The organism is Streptomyces sp. NPDC111520 (genome assembly GCF_055635295.1).
In genome coordinates this window covers 148,616-164,744 of sequence record NZ_JBVKBW010000010.1, presented here as the reverse complement: position 1 = coordinate 164,744, position 16,129 = coordinate 148,616, and the positions used below count along the sequence as shown (strand labels likewise).

Here is a 16,129-nt window from a genome sequence, read left to right as displayed (position 1 = left end):
CATGCCCTCCCCGGAGGGACGCGAAGAATTCGGTTGACGGTAACCGACCCGCCATTATCGGCGGCGCGGCATTTCCCACACCCCCCTTTCGAAGCGGACATAACGCCCCATAAAGCACTTAACTTGTCGCGTCGGCACCCGGCGCACCGGTAGCCTGTTCCCGTGATTGACCTTCGCCTGCTTCGTGAGGACCCCGACCGTGTGCGCGCCTCCCAGCGCGCCCGTGGAGAGGACGTCGAGCTCGTCGACGCCCTCCTCTCCGCCGACGAGCGGCGCAGGTCGTCCAGTACCCGCTTCGACGAGCTGCGCGCGGAGCAGAAGGCGATGGGCAAGCTCATCGGCAAGGCGCAGGGCGACGAGAAGGCCGGGCTGCTCAAGAGGGCCGGCGAGCTCTCCGCCGCCGTCAAGGCCGCGGACGCCGAGCAGCACGAGGCGGCCGAGGAGGCGCAGCGCCTGCTGCTGCAGCTCGGCAACATCGTCCACCCCGACGCCCCCGTCGGCGGCGAGGAGGACTTCGTCGTCAAGGAGGTCGTCGGCAGCCCGCGCGACTTCGCCGCCGAGGGCTTCGAGCCCCGGGACCACATCGACCTCGGCGAGCTGCTCGGCGCCATCGACGTCGACCGCGGCGCCAAGGTCTCCGGCTCGCGCTTCTACTACCTGACCGGCGTCGGCGCCCTGCTGGAGCTGGCCCTGGTCAACGCGGCCATCGCGCAGGCCACCGCGGCCGGCTTCACCCCGATGCTGACCCCGACGCTGGTCAAGCCGGAGGCCATGGCCGGCACCGGCTACCTCGGCCAGGTCGAGGACGACGTGTACTACCTGGAGAAGGACGGCCTCTACCTGGTCGGCACCTCCGAGGTCCCGCTCGCCGCGTACCACATGGACGAGATCATCGAGGCGTCGAAGCTGCCGCTGCGCTACGCGGGCTTCTCGCCCTGCTACCGGCGCGAGGCGGGCTCGTACGGCAAGGACACCCGCGGCATCATCCGCGTCCACCAGTTCGACAAGGTGGAGATGTTCGTCTTCACCCGCCCCGAGGACGCCGAGGCCGAGCACGCGCGGCTGGTCGAGTGGGAGAAGCAGTGGCTGACCTCGCTCGAGCTGCCCTTCCGGGTGATCGAGCTGGCCTCCGGCGACCTCGGCTCCTCGGCCGCGCGCAAGTTCGACTGCGAGGCGTGGATCCCCACCCAGGGCAAGTACCGCGAGCTGACCTCGACCTCGAACACCACCGAGTTCCAGGCCCGCCGGCTCTCGGTGCGCCTGCGGGACGAGAACGGCACCCGCCCGCTGGCCACCCTCAACGGCACGCTGTGCGCCATCCCGCGCACCATCGTCGCCATCCTGGAGAACCACCAGCAGGCCGACGGCTCGGTCCGCGTCCCCGAGGCGCTGCGCCCGTACCTGGGCGGCCGTGAGGTGCTGGAGCCGGTCGCCAAGTGACCTCTCCGCTCCCCTACCGCCTCGTCGCGACGGATCTCGACGGCACGCTGCTCGGCCCCGACCACACCGTCTCCGAACGCTCCCGCAAGGCGCTCGCCGCGGCCACCGCGGCAGGTGCCGGCCACATCGTCGTCACCGGGCGCCCGGTGGCCCGTACGGTGCACGTCCTGGACGACCTCGGCTACGAGGGCCTGGCCGTCTGCATGCAGGGCGCGCAGGTCTACCACGCGGGCGAGCGGCGGCTGCTGACCTCGGTCACCCTGGACCGGCAGACCGCCCGGGCGGCGCTGGCCGCGATCGAGGCGGAGACCGGCCCGCTGGCCGTGGCGGCGGCGCTCGACGGCGTGGACGGCGACATCGTGCTCGGCCCCGGCTACCGGCTGTTCGACTCCGAGCTGCCGGTGGGCGGCATGGTGGACGATGTCGACGGGCTGTGGGCGTCGCCCGTCAGCAAGCTCTACATCCAGCGCCCGGGCACGGGGGACGACGAGCTCGCGCAGGCCGCGACCGCGGCCGCCGGCGGCCTGGTCAGCGCCGTGATGTCCGGTGAGGGCATCGTGGAGCTGCTGCCGCTGGGCCTGTCCAAGGCCCGGGGGCTGTCGCTGGCCGCGCGCCGGCTGGGCGTGACGGCCGCGCAGACCATCGCCTTCGGCGACATGCCCAACGACCTGCCGATGTTCGAGTGGGCGGCGCACGGCGTCGCGATGGGCAACGCCCACCCGCTGCTGAAGGCGGCCGCCGACGAGGTCACGGCCTCCAACGGCGAGGACGGGATCGCGCTGGTCCTGGAGCGGCTCTTCCCCGGGGCGTGAGCCCGCGGCAGGCGAGGCCGGTCAGCAGGGCGATGACGTGCCCGAGATCGGTGTAGGTGCGGCCCTCGGCCACCAGGGGGTAGCCGAGGAAGCCGCCGCCGCGAGCAGGCAGGGCAGCCGCCGGGGCGGTCGTACGCGGTGGTGAGCACGCCGGAAACCCCGGCGAGCCCGTAGCTGACGCCGACGTCGACGGTACGAGAGAGCGAGGCCGGCAGGCGGCGGGTGCCCAGCCGGCGTTCGGCCGGGGCGTGGACGGCCTCGAAGCAGAGCGCGTAGAGCCCGAAGGCCGCCGGGGACTCGGTCCACAGCGCGCTGCCAGCGCGCGCACCGGCCGGGAGCCCGGCTCAGTCAGAGGTGGGTCCCGGGGGTGGAGCGCACCCAGGCGCCCACGCCGGGGAGGACGACCCGGGCCGCCGCGCCGCGTGGTGCGGAGCGGCGGCGCCCGGTGCCGGCGGTGCCGGCCGTCTCGTCCACTGCCATCCCCTCCGTCGTGCGGCAGGGGACGGCGTATTCAGCGGGTTCAGGCCGCCTTGATCGCGGAGATGTCGAAGGTCAGCTTGACCTTGTCGCTGATCAGGACGCCGCCGCCCTCGAGGGCCGCGTTGTAGGTCAGGCCCCAGTCGCCGCGGTTGACGGTCGTGGCACCCTCGAAGCCGACACGGAGGTTGCCGTACGGGTCGGTGGCGGAGCCGTTGTAGGTGAAGTCGATGGAGACCGGCTTGGTGGTGTCCTTGATCGTGAGGTCACCGTGCATGCGGTAGGTCTCGTCGTCGACCTGCTCGGCGGAGGTGCTGCGGAAGCTGATCTCCGGGTAGGTGGCGGCGTCGAAGAAGTCGCCGGTGCGCAGGTGCTCGTCGCGCTGGGCCTGGTTGGTGTCGATGCTGACGACCTTGATGGTGACCTCGGCGGAGGAGTTGGCCGGCTTGCCGCCGTCCAGCTGCAGCTTGCCCTCGTACTCCGCGAACTGGCCGCGCACGGTGGTGACCATCGCGTGGCGCACGGCGAAGCCGACCTCGCTGTGGGTCGGGTCGATGGTGTACTCACCGGTCAGGTGCGCCAGGTCGGCGGACGCCGCGGTGGTGACGGCAGCGGTCTCGGCGGCGTCGCTCTTACGGTTGAAGAGGCCCATGATGAACTCCTTGGGGACGTGTTGGTTTACGATTCAACCTCATGCACCGTAACCGCATTCCCTTGAATTTTCAATGAGTCCTGTGACGTAGCCCACTTCCGGGGGACGGGGACGAAGCGCCGGGGACCCTTGTCGAGGGACCACAGGCGGCGGAGCCCGGCGACGGAGAGCGCGGCGAGCGCGTCGATGTGGTGGGCCAGCTCCGGGCTGAACAGCGCGATGAGCAGGCCGAGGGCGGCCAGGAACACGCCCACGGCGAAGAGCAGCGGAGTCTCGGACATCACGCCGCAAATCTGACAATCCGATGTGCGGACGTCGGGGGAGCAGGGCCGCCCGGGCGGCAGAAGACCACCCGGGCGGCTTACGAGGCAACGGGCCCTAGGCCGGAACGATCACTCCTCGCCGGCCAGCGTCAGCGACCGCATCCGCTGCCCCGCGAACGCCGTCGCGGCGAGGGTGACACCGACCAGCAGCACCACCGCGAGCGGCAGGCCCACGTCGGAGGTCACCATGCCCTCGCCGGCGATCCTCTGGGCGAGCGCCAGGGCCCACTGCTGCACGCTCAACGTGCGCGCCCCCGGCACCAGGCTGCCGATCAGCGACTCCCAGATCAGGGCGTAGACCAGGCCGAACACCACGGCCTGCCGGGTCACCACGCCCAGCAGCAGGAAGATCGCCGCGTACGTGACGGAGGCGACCGCCGCCGCGACGGTGAACGCGACCGCGATGCCCTGGCTGTTGCCGTTGAGGATGAACCCGGCGATCAGCGTCGGCACGGCCGAGAAGACCGCCGACACCGCGATGGCGACCAGCAGCTTCGTGACGATGATCGTCGGCCGCCGCACCGGCTTGGCCAGCAGGTAGATGATCGAGCCGTCGTCGATCTCCGGGCCGATGGCGCCGGTGCCGGCGATCACGCCGACCAGCGGCACCATCGTCGCCAGCGCGAAGCCGCCGAGCACCGAACTCGCGATGGAGTCGTCGGCGCCGACCAGCACCCGCACCGCCACGGAGATCAGGATCAGCAGCGCGGGAAGGGCGAACAGGACCAGGGCCCGGCGGCGGCCCAGCAGCCCCCGGTAGGTCAGCCTGGCCACGGTGGGATTGAACATCGGAACTCCTTGCAGCCGTTGCCTACGCCGTGACCAGGTAGGAGAAGACGCTCTCCAGGGACTCGTCGGACGGCGAGACCGTGTAGAGCCGGATGCCCCGCTCCCGCGCGACGCGCGGCAGCAGCTCGGTGAAGCCGGCGAAGTCGATCGCCTGGACGCGCAGCGCCCGCTCCTTCCAGTCCAGCTCGATGGCGGCCGTGGAGCCGTCCGCGATCAGCGCGGCGGCGAGCGCCCGGTCGTCGCTGGAGCGCACCAGGTAGCGGTGCGGCCGGTCCGTCATGAGCCGGCGGATCTTGCGGAAGTCGCCCGAGGCGGCGTGCCGGCCGGCGACGACCACCTCGATGTGGCTCGCCAGCTGCTCGACCTCCTCCAGGATGTGCGAGGAGAACAGCACCGTGCGGCCCTCGGCCCCCATCCGCCGCAGCAGCTCCATCAGGTGCAGCCGCTGCCGGGGGTCCATGCCGTTGAACGGCTCGTCCAGCAGCAGCACCGACGGGTCGTGCACCAGCGCGGAGGCCATCTTGGCGCGCTGCCGCATGCCCTTGCTGTACGTGGAGACCGGGCGGTCCTGCGCGAACTCCATCTCGACCGTGGCCAGGGCGCGCTGCGCCGCCGCCCCCGCGTCCGGCAGCCCGTGCAGCTCGGCGTTGGCGACCACGAACTCGCGGGCCGTCAGGAAGTCGTACATCGCCTCGCGCTCGGGGACGATGCCGATGTGCCGGTACACCTGCTCGTTGCGCCAGACCGTGGCGCCGTCGAGGGTGACGGTGCCGGCCGAGGGGGCCAGGAAGCCGCCCATCATGTTGATCAGGGTGGACTTGCCCGCGCCGTTGGGGCCGAGCAGGCCGGTGACGCCGGGGCCGATCGTCATCGTCACGTCGTTGACGGCGACGACGTTGCCGAACCAGCGGGACACGTGGTCGATGGACAGGGTGGTCACGACAGTACGGCCTTTCGGTAGCGGCGCATCAGCAGGCCGAAGGAGCCGGCGATCACGGCGAGGAGGACGAGGAGGTAGACCGTACCGACGACCGCGTCCTTCGGACCCGCGCCCTCGGGGAAGCTGGAGGTCGCGCCCAGCCACCAGGTCTGCGCGCCGTCGATCAGCGTGATCGGCGAGAACAGGCCCAGCCAGCCGATCACGTCGGCGTTGCCGTTGATCGAGGCCACGCCCTGAACGCTGGTCACCGCACCGTACGAGAGCGTGAAGACCGCGATGACCGCGGCGACGCCGAAGCCCCGGCGCGGCGTCAGCGCCGCGATCACCAGGCCGATGCCCGAGAACAGCAGCGACAGCAGCAGGGCGGCCAGCATCGCCTTGGCGAAGCCCGCGCTCTGGTCGCCCACGTCGAACTTGGCCAGCAGCGCCCCGACGTACATGATCAGCAGCGGCGTCGCGGTGAGGATGAACAGCGCGGTGGTCAGCGCCGCGAACTTCGACGCGACGTAGTCGACCGCCTCGATCGGGCGGGAGAAGTACAGCGGCGTCGTCTTGAACCGCAGGTCCAGCGAGACGGACTGCGGGGCCTGGGCCGCCAGGTAGAGGCCGATGACCGCCTGCATGATGATCGCGTACTGGGTGTACTCGATCGGCAGCTTGGTCGCCTTGGTGCCGATCGCCACCGCGACCATGATCCCGGCCGGCACGCACATCACGGCCAGCAGGATCATCGGCAGCACCTTGGACTTCGCCGAGCGGCCGAGCCCGTACGCGCTGCGCAGGCTCTGGACGTACAGCGACGTGCGCGCGTAGCCCCGGCCCAGCCGCGGGCCGTCGTAGTGCCGGTAGCCGATGTCATGGATGACGTCGGCGGCGGGCGGCCTGCCCTCAAGCTGCGTCATGCTCGTCCCCTCCCCGGAAGATCTCGGCGATGCGGTGCCGGTGCTGCTCCATGCGCACCAGGCCCGTGCCGAGCTCCGCGACCGCGTCGCGGACCGCGTCGTACGTCTCGTCCCCGTCGATGTCGACCATGATCAGCCGGCCGTCCGCGTGCGCGTTGAGCCCGGCGGCGGTCAGCTTCTCCACCAGTTCGTCCTCGTGCTCGGTGACCTCGACGGTGAGCGAGGCGGTCGCCTGCGTGAAGTCGCTGGTCGAGGAGGAGCGCAGGAGGGAGCCGCCGTCGATGACGACGATGTGGTCGCTGGTGCGCTCCAGTTCACCCAGCAGGTGGGAGGTGACCAGCACGGAGATGCCGAACTCGGTGTGGACGCGCCGGATCAGCTCGAGCATGTCGTCGCGGCCGACGGGGTCCAGCCCGTTCGTCGGCTCGTCGAGCAGCACCAGCCGCGGGTCGTGGACCAGTGCCTGGGCCAGCTTCACCCGCTGCTTCATGCCCGTGGAGTACCCGCCCATGGGGCGGTACCGCTCCTCGTACAGGCCGACGTGGCGGAGCGTGTCCGCGGTGCGCTCACGCGCGGCGGACGGCGGCAGCCCCGAGATACGGGCCATGTGGACGACGAACTCGGTCGCCGACACGTCAGGGGGCAGGCAGTCGTGCTCCGGCATGTAGCCCACATGGGCGCGGATCGCCGCGCCCTCTGTCGCCACATCCATGCCCAGGACGGCGGCCCGGCCTTCCGTGGCCGGCGCCAACCCGAGGAGGATCTTGATCAGGGTCGACTTGCCGGCTCCGTTGGCACCGACCAACCCGGTCACGCCGGGTGCGATGTCGACGGTGAGCCGGTCCAGAGCGGTCACCCTCGGGTACCGCTTCGTCAGGCTTTCGGTAGCGATCACAGTCACGCCACGAACCTAGTGGCGCGGGCCACACCCCGTCGTCAGTCTGGGGGGCGGTTGTGCGTAGTCCTTGGGGTTGACCTTCCCGTAGGGGAGGTGGTGCGGTGCGTCCGTCTTGCCGGGGTTCCTCCTGCGGGTCGCACGGTTCAGCCGTGCCGGGGCGTCGTCCGGGAGCACGGTCGGCTCCACCGGTCGACCTCGACGGGCCGGACCCCGCGGGGGTGCTGCGTGGCGCTGCGCCGGGTCGTGCGGTGCGCGTGCGGGTGCGGGTGGGGGTGGGGATACGGGTGCGGGTGCGGGCGTGCGGATGCGCGTGTGCGGGGCCCGCGTGGGGGGTTCGTGGGTGTGCGGTGTTCGGCTGTGCGGTGTTCGGCGTTGCGGTGCTCGGCTGTGCGGTGCTCAGCCGTGCGGGGCGGGGGCGCGCCTGCTCCGCCGTACGCGCGGATGCGGCGGTGTCGGCCGCCGTCGTGCTCGGGCGGGCCGGCGACCGGAGGGTACGTGGCCCACGGGTGGGGCCGGTTCGAGCCGGCGGTGACCGGCACAACCTCGGGGGTGCGGGTCGTCTCCGGCATCGTCGTCCTCGTCCTCGCGGTCGTGCTCGGGTTCGTGCTTGGGTTCGTGCTTGGGTTCCTGCTCGGGGTGGTGCTCGGAGTCGTGCTCTGCGCCGTGCTCCGGCCCGGGCCCTCGTGCGCGCCCGTCGTCCTGGGGGTCCGGACGGTTCCGCTGGAGCGGGTGCCGTGTCCGGCGCCGTGGTGGTGCCGGTGCGCTGCGCCTCGGGGGTTCCGCTCGTCGCGGTCCTCCGCGGCCTGCGGGGTCGGGGCGGCTTGACGTTCCGTCAACGGGGGCCGTGCGGCACGCCGTACGGACTGGTCACGCGCGTCCGCGGCGGTCATGCGCAGAGCGCCCACTCGCGGCGGGGGGTACGGGCCGGGGCGGCGGTCGCGTCGCTCAGCACGGGGTCGAGACCCGCGTCGCCGATCGGACGGGTGCGCACACGGGCCACGGGCGAGGCGCCGTGCGCCTCGGCGCGGATGCGCTGCTTCATCGTCGGCGGCAGGGACAGTCCACCGGAACCGGTCGCCGCGAGGCAGGGCGCGGACTCGAACGGAACGGACGGCTCGGCCACGGCGGGCTCGTCGCGGTACGGCCTGAGGGACGACCCGCTGGACGAGCCGCGCGAGGGCGTGAGGGAGGACCGGCTGGAGGCACTGCGCGTGGGTGTGAGCGACGACCGGCGGGACGAACTGCGCGTGGGTGTGAGCGACGACCGGCGGGACAAACTGCGCGACGACGGGACCTCGGGTGTGCGGCCGCCCGGTTCGGCACGGAGTCCCGATCCGGATGCGGCGGCTCCCACGGCCACCGGTTGTGGTGCCGGTTCCGTACGCGGAGCCGGCGCCCAGTGGCGCACCGCCTCGGCGGTCGGGAGGAACCGGGTGCCGGGGACGGTCTCCGGTCGCGGCGCGGCCGGAGCCGTGTTACGCGAGACCGGGACGGCGAACCCGAAGTACGCGACCATCTTGAGCAGGAGCGTCACGAAGACGTCCCAGAACGTCCTGACGCGGTTGTTGGCAGCCATGACCTCTCACTTCCTTCGGTGAGTCGGGAGCGACTAATCCGATGATGCGGAAGTGAGCACGAAATCCTCGGTGCCGCACCCCGAGGGTGCCGATATTCCGATCAACACCACCCGGGTGGCCCAGCCGTGCCCCGGCCGGCCCCTCCGGCGCCGGTCTTCCGGCCCGCGCCGCCCCGAGTTGCGGCCCTCCCCCTCCCGGGGTAGCGGCCCTGTGAACCGGCCGGGGCGCCCTGCGGGGCGCTCCCAGGTTCCCGTGGCGTGCGGGGCCACCGGTCGGACGGGCACGGCTCGCCGAAGGGTTTCCACCGGACGGCGGCTGCCGTCCCGATCATCGGACCGCACCGGGCCGGCCGGCGCGGAGCCACCCCGTAGGGTGGGGAACATGCGCCTGAGCACTGTGATTCTGCCGATCTACCGCTGGCACGAGCAGGGGCGGAAGGTCTGGCACCGGGCCGAGGAGCTCGGCTTCCACACCGCCTACACCTACGACCACCTGTCGTGGCGGAGCTTCCGGGACCTCCCGTGGTTCGGGGCGGTGCCGACGCTGACGGCGGCGGCCGCGACGACGGAGCGGATCCGGCTGGGCACGCTCGTGACCTCGCCGAACTTCCGGCACCCGGTGACGCTCGCCAAGGAGCTGATCACCCTCGACGACGTCAGCGGCGGACGGGTGACGCTCGGCATCGGCGCCGGCGGGGTGGGCTTCGACGCGACGGCGCTGGGCCAGGTGGCGTGGTCGCCGCGCGAACGGGCCGACCGCTTCGGCGAGTTCGTCGACGTGCTGGACCGGCTGCTGACGGAGCCGGTGGTGAGCTACGAGGGCGAGTTCTACTCGGCGCACGAGGTGCGGAACATCCCCGGCTGCCTGCAGCGGCCGCGGCTGCCCTTCGCGGTGGCGGCGACGGGCCCGCGCGGGCTGCGGCTGGCGGCACGCTACGGCCAGGCCTGGGTGACCTACGGCGACCCGAAGGGCCCGGCGGACGTGCCGGTGGACAAGTGCCCCGAGGTCGTCTCGCGCCAGTACGACCAGCTGGAGATCGCCTGCGCCGAGATCGACCGCGACCCGGGCGAGCTCGACCGCGTCCTACTGACCGGCTCGACGGCCGAGCGCCCGCTGGAGTCGCTCGACGCGTTCGTCGACTTCGCGGGCCGCTACGCGGAGGCCGGCATCACGGAGATCGTGCTCCACTGGCCGGTGCCGGACTCCGTCTACGCGGCGGACGAGAAGGTCTTCGAGCGCATCGCGACCGAGGCGCCGGCCCAGCTCAGTTGAGCCGGCGGCGGGCGTTGCGCCGCCACTGGACGAGCAGCGCGGGCGACGCCACGGGCGGCGGGCCCGCCGGGCAGACGTCGACGTGGCTGATCCGGCAGGTGTCGGAGGGCACGGTGGCACGCAGGTTGACCGCCGTGCCGTCGCCCGCGACGCGCCAGCGGCGGCCGGCCGGGACGGCGGCCGGCGGCCACTCACCGGGCTCCACCAGGATCCAGTGACCGCCCGCGGTGCGGTGGCGGTACGCGGCGCAGGCGCACCGGCCGCAGGTCGTGGGGGTGCCGGCCGACGGGTCGGCGACGGGTATCGCGGTGCGCGCGGCCAGGCGGATGCCGTCCACGACGGTCGGCAAAGCGTCGGCCAGGAGCACCGGTTCCCGGTCGGGCCGTTCTTCACAACGCACAAGGGCCATGGCGAGATCGTGGCACCCGGCACTGACAACCGGCTGCGCAGAGTGTGGCGGTGCTCGCACTCCGCACCCGCCTGCTGTCATATGCAGGCACATGGGGGACCATGGGTCGGTGACCTCAGCCACCCAGCATCCCCGGACCCCGGACGCCACCCTCGCGGCCCCCGCGCCGCGGCTGATCGCCACCGACCTGGACGGCACGCTGCTGCGCGACGACAAGACCGTCTCGGCCCGGACGATCGCCGCGCTGGCGGACGCGGAGGCCGCGGGCATCGAGGTCTTCTTCGTCACCGGGCGTCCCGCGCGGTGGATGGACGTCGTCGCCGCGCACACCGCCGGCCACGGCATGGCGATCTGCGCCAACGGCGCCGCCGTCTACGACCTGCACCGCGGCAGGCGGCTACTGGCGGCCTACCCCCTCGACCCGCGGGACGCCCTCGCGGTCGTCGCGGCCCTGCGCACCGCCGTCCCCGGCACGACCTTCGCCGTCGAGCTGACCGGCGGTTTCGCCTACGAGCCGGAGTACCCGCCGTACGCCCCCGCCCCCGACGCGGTGGTCGCCCCGGTGGAGGAGCTGCTGGACACCGCGCGGCAGGGCCAGCCCGTGCTGAAGCTGCTGGCCAAGCACCCCTCCATCGACCCGGACGTCTTCCTGCGCGCCGCGCGGGCGGTGGCCGGGGAGCACGCCGAGATCACCCGGTCCAGCGCCTCGGCGCTGCTGGAGATCAGCGGCACGGGCGTCAGCAAGGCGACGACGCTCGCGCGCTGCTGCGCGGACCTCGGCATCTCCGCCCAGGAGGTGGTGGCCTTCGGGGACATGCCCAACGACCTCGCCATGCTGTCGTGGGCGGGCACCTCCTACGCCGTCGCCAACGCTCACCCCGACGTGCTGGCCGCCACGACGCACCGCACCGGGGCGAACGAGGAGGACGGCGTGGCCCGCGTCATCGAGCGGATCCTCGCCGCCCGCTGACGTCGGCCGGGCGGCTCACAACGGCGCCTCCCAGGCGAGCGTGGTGCCCTTGCCGTCCGGCCCCGGCCCGAAGGTGGACTCGCCGCCCAGCGACTCCGCGCGGCGGGCGAGGTTGCGCAGGCCGCTGCGCCGCCCGGTCTCGGGGATGCCGACGCCGTCGTCGGAGACGATGAGCCGCACCCCCTCGCGGCCGTCGGCGAGGACGGCGGTGGCGTCGAGCACCACCTCCACCCACGTGGCGTCGGCGTGCCGCTGCACGTTGGACAGCGCCTCGCGCAGCGCCGCCACGAGGTTGCGGGCGCTGAGCGCGCCGACCCGGTGGTCGACGGGTCCGACGAAGCGGACGGAGGGCGGGAAGCCCAGGCCGCGGGCGGCGGAGCCGGTCTCGCGGAGCACCTGGGCGCGTAGTCCCGACGGCGCGTCGTCCCGCGGCTCCTGCTGCAGCGCGAAGATCGCCGTCCGTACCTCCTGGATGGTGGCGTCCAGCTCCTCGACCGCGTGCGCGATGCCCTCCTCGGCGTCGGGCGGCAGCGCCTTGCGCCGGGCCCCCTGGAGCATCAGGCCCGTCGCGAAGAGCCGCTGGATGACCAGGTCGTGCAGGTCGCGGGCGATCCGGTCGCGCTCCTCGTAGACGGCCAGCCGGTTGCGGTCGCGCTGGGCGTCGGCGATGAGCAGGGCCAGCGCCGCCTGCGCGGCGAACTGGGTGGCCACGAAGCGCTCGTCCTCGGTGAAGCCCGGCGCGCCGTGGGTCCTGGGCAGCGCGAGCGCGCCCATCACGTGGCCGCTGCTCTGCAGCGGCAGCATCATGCAGGCGCCGAAGCGGGGGGCGATCGCCGAGGACATCCGTTCGTCGGTCGACGCGTCCTCCACGAACACCGGCTCGCCCGCCATCAGCGGCACCACGGGCGGGCTGTTCGCCTCGAGCACCGTGCCGACCAGGCCCGCGGGCTGTTCGGCCGAGACCGCGACCACCTCGAGGCCGCCCTCGACGGTCGGCAGCAGAAGCAGCCCCGCGTCGGCCCCCACGAGCGCGCGGGCCTGCTCGGCGACGACGTCGAGCGCGTCGTCGCCCGGTTGCTCGTCGCCCGGTTGTTCGTCGGCCAGCAGCGCGGTGGTGACCGAGCCGACGGCGTCCAGCAGTCTGGCCAGTGGTTCTGCCATACGGCGAGCCTAGGACGGTGCCGCGTCCTACGCCGTGATCGACTCCGGCTCCGGCGCGCCCAGTGCGTCGGCCGCGCGCTCGCGCTCCAGGCCCCGGCGGTACGGGCCGTCGGCCGCGGACAGCGCACGGTGCGTCCCGCGCTGGACGATCCGGCCGCGGTCGAGGACGAGGATCTCGTCGACCTCCTCCAGACCGGTGAGGCGATGGGTGATCAGCACGGTCGTCCGGCCCGTGGTCGCGGCCAGCAGATCGGCGGTCAGGGCGTCGGCGGTGGCCAGGTCGAGGTGTTCGGCGGGCTCGTCGAGCACCAGCACGGGGAAGTCGGCGAGCAGCGCGCGGGCCAGCGCCATCCGCTGGCGCTGGCCGCCGGACAGGCGCGTGCCGTGCTCGCCGACCGGGAGGTCGAGGTCCAGGTCGAGCCGGGCGGCGGCGAGCGCCTCGCGCAGCCGCGCGTCGTCCGCGCCGGGGCGGGCCAGGCGCAGGTTCTCCCGGACCGTGCTGTCGAAGGCGTGCGCGTCCTGAGCGCACAGGCCGACCATACGGCGCACGGCGTCGCCGTCGAGGGCCGTGGCGTCGGTGCCCGCGAGGGTGTACGTGCCCTCCTCGACGTCCAGGAAGCGCAGCAGCACATGGGCGAGGGTCGTCTTGCCCGACCCGGAGGGGCCGACGACGGCGATCCGGCGTCCGGGCGTCAGTTCCAGGCCGACGCCGTCCAGCGCGGGCCGGGGCTGCCCCGGGTGGCGGGCGGTGAGCCCGCGCAGCACCAGGGGGTGGGGCCCGGCGGGCGCGGGGGCCGGGTGCTCGGGCTCCCGTACGGGCGCGGGGGTGTCGAGCACGTCGTACACGCGCCGCGCCGCCTGCCCGCTGCGCTGCCGGTACTGCGCCGCGAGCGGCAGGGCCGCCACCGCCTCGAAGGCCGCGAGCGGGGTCAGCACCACGACGGCGAGCGCCACCCCGGACAGTTCGCCGGCGGCCACCGCCCGTACGCCCGCCCAGGCGCAGACGGTGACGGTGAGTCCGCTGACCAGGGCGCCGAGTCCGGCGCCGAGGGCCGCGCCGGACGCGGAGCGGGCGGCGATCCCGGTGAGCACGCGGTCCGCCCCGGCCGCCCGGGCGCGGCGTCCGGGCAGCGCCCCGGCGACCGTCAGTTCCGCGGTGCCGGTGAGCACCTCGGCCACCTGGGCCGCGAGTTCGCCGCGGGCGGGGGCGAGGGCGCGCTCGGCACGCCGGGCGAGTGCCGCGGAAGCGGCCGGTACGGCCACGCCGGCCGTGAGCAGGCCCACCGCCAGGGCCGCTCCGGCCCCGGGCAGCAGCCACGCGGTGAACCCGGCCGCCGCGGTTCCGGTGAGCGCGGCGGCACCGGCCGGGAGCAGCCAGCGCAGGAAGTAGTCCTGGAGGCCGTCCACGTCGGCGACCAGGCGGGAGAGCAGGTCGCCGCGCCGGGCGTCGCGCAGCGCGGCGGGGGCGAGCCGCTCCAGCCGGCCGTACACCGCGACCCTGAGGTCGGCGAGGGCGCGGAAGACGGCATCGTGCGAGACCAGGCGCTCGGCGTAGCGGAAGACCGCCCGGCCGATGCCGAAGGCCCGGGTCGCGGTGACCGCGACCATCAGGTACAGCACCGGCGGCTGCTGGGAGGCCCGGGATATCAGCCAGGCCGAGGTCGCCATCAGGCCGACGGCGCTCAGCAGGGCGAGGGCGCCGAGCAGCAGCGCGAGGGCGAACCGCGGCCGCAGCGGCGAGGCGGTCCGGCGCACCCGGGTCAGCGGGGCGGCGGAGGGGACGGACGCGGCGGGGGCGACGGCGAGACCGGCGCCGAGGGGTTCGGGCGCAAGTGCGGGTGCCGCGGCCCGGGCAGGGCGCTCCGCGACGGCCGGTACGGCCCGCTGCGGGGGGCCGTCGAACCGTAGCGTGCGGTCCGCCACGGCGAGCAGCGCGGGGCGGTGGACGACGAGGAGCACCGTACGGCCGGCCGCGAGCCGCCGGACGGCGTCGACGACGGCCGCCTCGGTCTCGCCGTCCAGGGCCGCGGTGGGCTCGTCGAGCAGCAGCAGCGGGCGGTCGGCGAGGAACGCCCGGGCGAGGGCGACGCGTTGGCGCTGCCCGGCGGAGAGCCCGGCCCCGCCCTCGCCGACGGCCGTCGCGGGGTCGAGGTCGGGGGCGCCGGCGTCCAGGAGCGCGGCACGGACCTCGGCCGGGCCCGCGTCCGGCCGGGCCAGCCGTACGTTGTCGGCGATGGTGCCGGCGAACAGGTGCGGCCGCTGGGGGACCCAGGCGATCTGCCGGTGCCAGCCGGCCGGGTCGTGGGCGGCGAGGTCGGTGCCGTCGGCCAGCACCCGTCCCGCGGTCGGCTCGGTGAAGCCCAGCAGCACGGAGAGCAGGGTGCTCTTGCCGATCCCGCTGGGTCCGGTGAGGGCGATCGTCTCGCCGGGGGAGACCCGCAGGGAGACCGGGCCGAGGCGGCCCTCGACCGCGACCCCGTCCAGTTCGAGGACGGCGGTCCGCAGGTCGGGGGCCGGGGTCGTGCCGCGGCGGGGCGGGGCGGTCTCCAGGACGGCGAAGACCTCGTCGGCGGCGGAGAGCCCCTCGGCGGCCGCGTGGTAGTGCGCTCCCACCTGGCGCAGCGGGAAGTACGCCTCGGGTGCCAGGACGAGGATGACCAGCCCGGTGTAGAGGTCGAGTTCGCCGTGGACCAGCCGCATGCCGACGCCGACGGCGACCAGGGCGACGGAGATGGTGGAGAGCAGTTCCAGGGCGAAGGAGGAGAGGAAGGTGATGCGCAGCGTCCGCATCGTGGCGCGCCGGTGGTCGGCGGTGATGGCGCGGATGGACTCGGCCTGGGCCTTGGCCCGGCCGAAGACCTTGAGGGTGGGCAGGCCCGCGACGACGTCGAGGAAGTGGCCGGACAGCCGGGTGAGCAGCTGCCACTGACGGTCCATGCGGGCCTGGGTGGCCCAGCCGATGAGGACCATGAAGACCGGGATGAGGGGGAGGGTCAGGGCGATGGTGAGCGCCGAGATCCAGTCCTCGGTGACGATGCGGGCGAGGACCGCGGCGGGCACCACGACGGCCAGGCCCAGTTGGGGCAGGTAGCGGGCGAAGTAGCCGTCGAGGGCGTCGACGCCCCGGGTGGCGAGCGTGGTGAGCTCGCCGGTCCGCCGCTCGGTGAGCCCCGCCGGGCCCAGGGCGGTGACGTGCTCCAGCAGTCGTGTGCGCAGCTGGGACTTGACGGCGGCGGAGGCGCGGTGCGCGCACAGCTCGGTGAGCCAGGAGACGGCCGCCCGGCCGGCCGCGACGCCGGCGAGCAGCAGCAGCAGCGGGATACGCAACGCCCCGGCGTCGAGACCGTCCTCGAAGCCCCCGACGACGATCTCCGCGACGATCATCGCCTGCGCGATGACCAGGCCCGCGCCGGCCAGCCCGAGCAAGACGGAGACGGCGAGGAACACACGGGTCGCGCGGGCGTACCTCAGCAGCCGGGGGTCGACGGGTTTCACGTGAAACAGCTC

The 16,129-nt window shown here is 73.7% G+C and carries 15 protein-coding genes; 4 read left to right on the top strand and 11 right to left on the bottom strand.

The genetic code is table 11. The features are described 5' to 3' along the window. The first annotated feature begins 162 nt into the window (after nucleotides 1-162). Nucleotides 163-1,440, top strand: coding sequence for a serine--tRNA ligase (gene serS, locus ACZ7MY_RS24480; RefSeq protein ID WP_499604730.1), 1,278 nt, complete (start codon nucleotides 163-165; stop codon nucleotides 1,438-1,440). Continuing rightward, entirely contained in the window at nucleotides 1,437-2,252 is an 816-nt protein-coding gene (locus ACZ7MY_RS24475) for an HAD family hydrolase (protein WP_499604728.1), read from the top strand. Before serS ends, ACZ7MY_RS24475 begins: the two co-directional genes overlap by 4 nt. 348 nt (nucleotides 2,253-2,600) lie before the next feature. On the opposite strand, the gene ACZ7MY_RS24470 is transcribed toward ACZ7MY_RS24475, so the two are convergent. The 8 genes from ACZ7MY_RS24470 to ACZ7MY_RS24435 all read right to left on the bottom strand — a co-directional run bounded on the left by ACZ7MY_RS24470 (nucleotide 2,601) and on the right by ACZ7MY_RS24435 (nucleotide 8,809). After that, complete coding sequence (locus ACZ7MY_RS24470) at nucleotides 2,601-2,732, bottom strand: hypothetical protein (RefSeq protein ID WP_499604727.1); 132 nt, start codon at nucleotides 2,730-2,732, stop codon at nucleotides 2,601-2,603. 40 nt (nucleotides 2,733-2,772) lie between these two features. Next, complete coding sequence (locus ACZ7MY_RS24465) at nucleotides 2,773-3,381, bottom strand: YceI family protein (RefSeq protein WP_499604725.1); 609 nt, start codon at nucleotides 3,379-3,381, stop codon at nucleotides 2,773-2,775. 26 nt (nucleotides 3,382-3,407) lie between these two features. Then, on the bottom strand, nucleotides 3,408-3,665 hold the full coding sequence (locus tag ACZ7MY_RS24460; protein ID WP_499604723.1) for a hypothetical protein: 258 nt from the start codon (nucleotides 3,663-3,665) through the stop codon (nucleotides 3,408-3,410). A gap of 108 nt (nucleotides 3,666-3,773) precedes the next feature. After that, nucleotides 3,774-4,493: an ABC transporter permease subunit gene (locus ACZ7MY_RS24455; protein WP_499604721.1), complete on the bottom strand. Its 720-nt coding sequence runs from the start codon at nucleotides 4,491-4,493 to the stop codon at nucleotides 3,774-3,776. 22 nt (nucleotides 4,494-4,515) lie between these two features. Then, a complete protein-coding gene (locus tag ACZ7MY_RS24450) occupies nucleotides 4,516-5,433 on the bottom strand; it encodes an ABC transporter ATP-binding protein (protein ID WP_499604719.1) in 918 nt (305 codons plus the stop codon). Further along, on the bottom strand, nucleotides 5,430-6,335 hold the full coding sequence (locus ACZ7MY_RS24445; protein ID WP_499604717.1) for an ABC-2 transporter permease: 906 nt from the start codon (nucleotides 6,333-6,335) through the stop codon (nucleotides 5,430-5,432). Before ACZ7MY_RS24445 ends, ACZ7MY_RS24450 begins: the two co-directional genes overlap by 4 nt. Then, complete coding sequence (locus ACZ7MY_RS24440) at nucleotides 6,322-7,236, bottom strand: ABC transporter ATP-binding protein (RefSeq protein ID WP_089225385.1); 915 nt, start codon at nucleotides 7,234-7,236, stop codon at nucleotides 6,322-6,324. Before ACZ7MY_RS24440 ends, ACZ7MY_RS24445 begins: the two co-directional genes overlap by 14 nt. An 883-nt stretch (nucleotides 7,237-8,119) precedes the next feature. Then, nucleotides 8,120-8,809, bottom strand: a complete 690-nt coding sequence (locus ACZ7MY_RS24435; RefSeq protein WP_499604715.1) for a DUF6344 domain-containing protein — start codon at nucleotides 8,807-8,809, stop codon at nucleotides 8,120-8,122. Nucleotides 8,810-9,191: 382 nt separating this feature from the next. Between ACZ7MY_RS24435 and ACZ7MY_RS24430 the strand changes: the two genes are divergently transcribed. Then, the gene (locus ACZ7MY_RS24430) at nucleotides 9,192-10,082 is read left to right on the top strand and encodes an LLM class flavin-dependent oxidoreductase (RefSeq protein WP_499604713.1); all 891 of its coding nucleotides are present in this window, start codon (nucleotides 9,192-9,194) and stop codon (nucleotides 10,080-10,082) included. Here the strand turns inward: ACZ7MY_RS24430 and ACZ7MY_RS24425 are convergent. Continuing rightward, nucleotides 10,075-10,491, bottom strand: a complete 417-nt coding sequence (locus tag ACZ7MY_RS24425; RefSeq protein ID WP_499604711.1) for a DUF6083 domain-containing protein — start codon at nucleotides 10,489-10,491, stop codon at nucleotides 10,075-10,077. The two genes, ACZ7MY_RS24430 and ACZ7MY_RS24425, sit on opposite strands and share 8 nt — an antisense overlap. 109 nt (nucleotides 10,492-10,600) lie before the next feature. On the opposite strand from ACZ7MY_RS24425, the gene ACZ7MY_RS24420 reads away from it, so the two are divergent. After that, nucleotides 10,601-11,461, top strand: a complete 861-nt coding sequence (locus tag ACZ7MY_RS24420) for an HAD family hydrolase (RefSeq protein WP_499604709.1) — start codon at nucleotides 10,601-10,603, stop codon at nucleotides 11,459-11,461. Nucleotides 11,462-11,476: 15 nt separating this feature from the next. On the opposite strand, the gene ACZ7MY_RS24415 is transcribed toward ACZ7MY_RS24420, so the two are convergent. Together ACZ7MY_RS24415 and cydD are read right to left on the bottom strand one after the other, a co-directional pair. Continuing rightward, complete coding sequence (locus tag ACZ7MY_RS24415) at nucleotides 11,477-12,622, bottom strand: GAF domain-containing sensor histidine kinase (protein WP_499604707.1); 1,146 nt, start codon at nucleotides 12,620-12,622, stop codon at nucleotides 11,477-11,479. Between the two features lie 27 nt (nucleotides 12,623-12,649). Beyond that, entirely contained in the window at nucleotides 12,650-16,117 is a 3,468-nt protein-coding gene (gene cydD, locus ACZ7MY_RS24410) for a thiol reductant ABC exporter subunit CydD (RefSeq protein ID WP_499604705.1), read from the bottom strand. Nucleotides 16,118-16,129 lie beyond the last annotated feature (12 nt).